Source organism: Microbacterium maritypicum MF109 (genome assembly GCF_000455825.1).
Taxonomy (GTDB): Bacteria; Actinomycetota; Actinomycetes; order Actinomycetales; family Microbacteriaceae; genus Microbacterium; species Microbacterium maritypicum_A.
Genome location: NZ_ATAO01000027.1, coordinates 1 through 373, shown reverse-complemented (window position 1 = coordinate 373; position 373 = coordinate 1). Strand labels below are relative to the sequence as shown.

The 373-nt window shown below is 72.4% G+C and carries 1 protein-coding gene; it reads right to left on the bottom strand.

Going from position 1 to position 373, the window contains the following annotated elements:
* On the bottom strand, positions 1 to 373 hold a 373-nt coding region (locus L687_RS0120735), incomplete at both ends, for a glycoside hydrolase family 3 N-terminal domain-containing protein (protein ID WP_031206709.1).

Below are 373 nucleotides of genomic sequence, written 5' to 3'. Positions count from 1 at the left end.
AATCGTCCGCCCGGGTACACCTGCTCGCGGCCGTATGAGAAGTGCGGATCCTCGCCGTCGAGCTGGGGGCCGCCCCCGGGGAAGTGCTTGGCCATGGCCGAGACCGATTCGGCTCCGAGCTCGTCGCCCTGCAACCCGAGCGTGTAGGCGACGCCGAGACGCCCGGTCACCTCCGCGCTCTGGCCGAACGTGCCGGAGGCCCGCGCCCAGCGCGGCTCGGTGGCGAGGTCGATCTGCGGGTGCAGGGCGGTGCGGATGCCGACGGCCAGGTACTCGCGACGCACGACCTCGGCGAAGCGGCGGGTGAGCTCGGGGTCGTCGATGGCGCCGAAACCGAGGAACTCCGGCCACTGCGAGAAGGGGCCGGCGATGA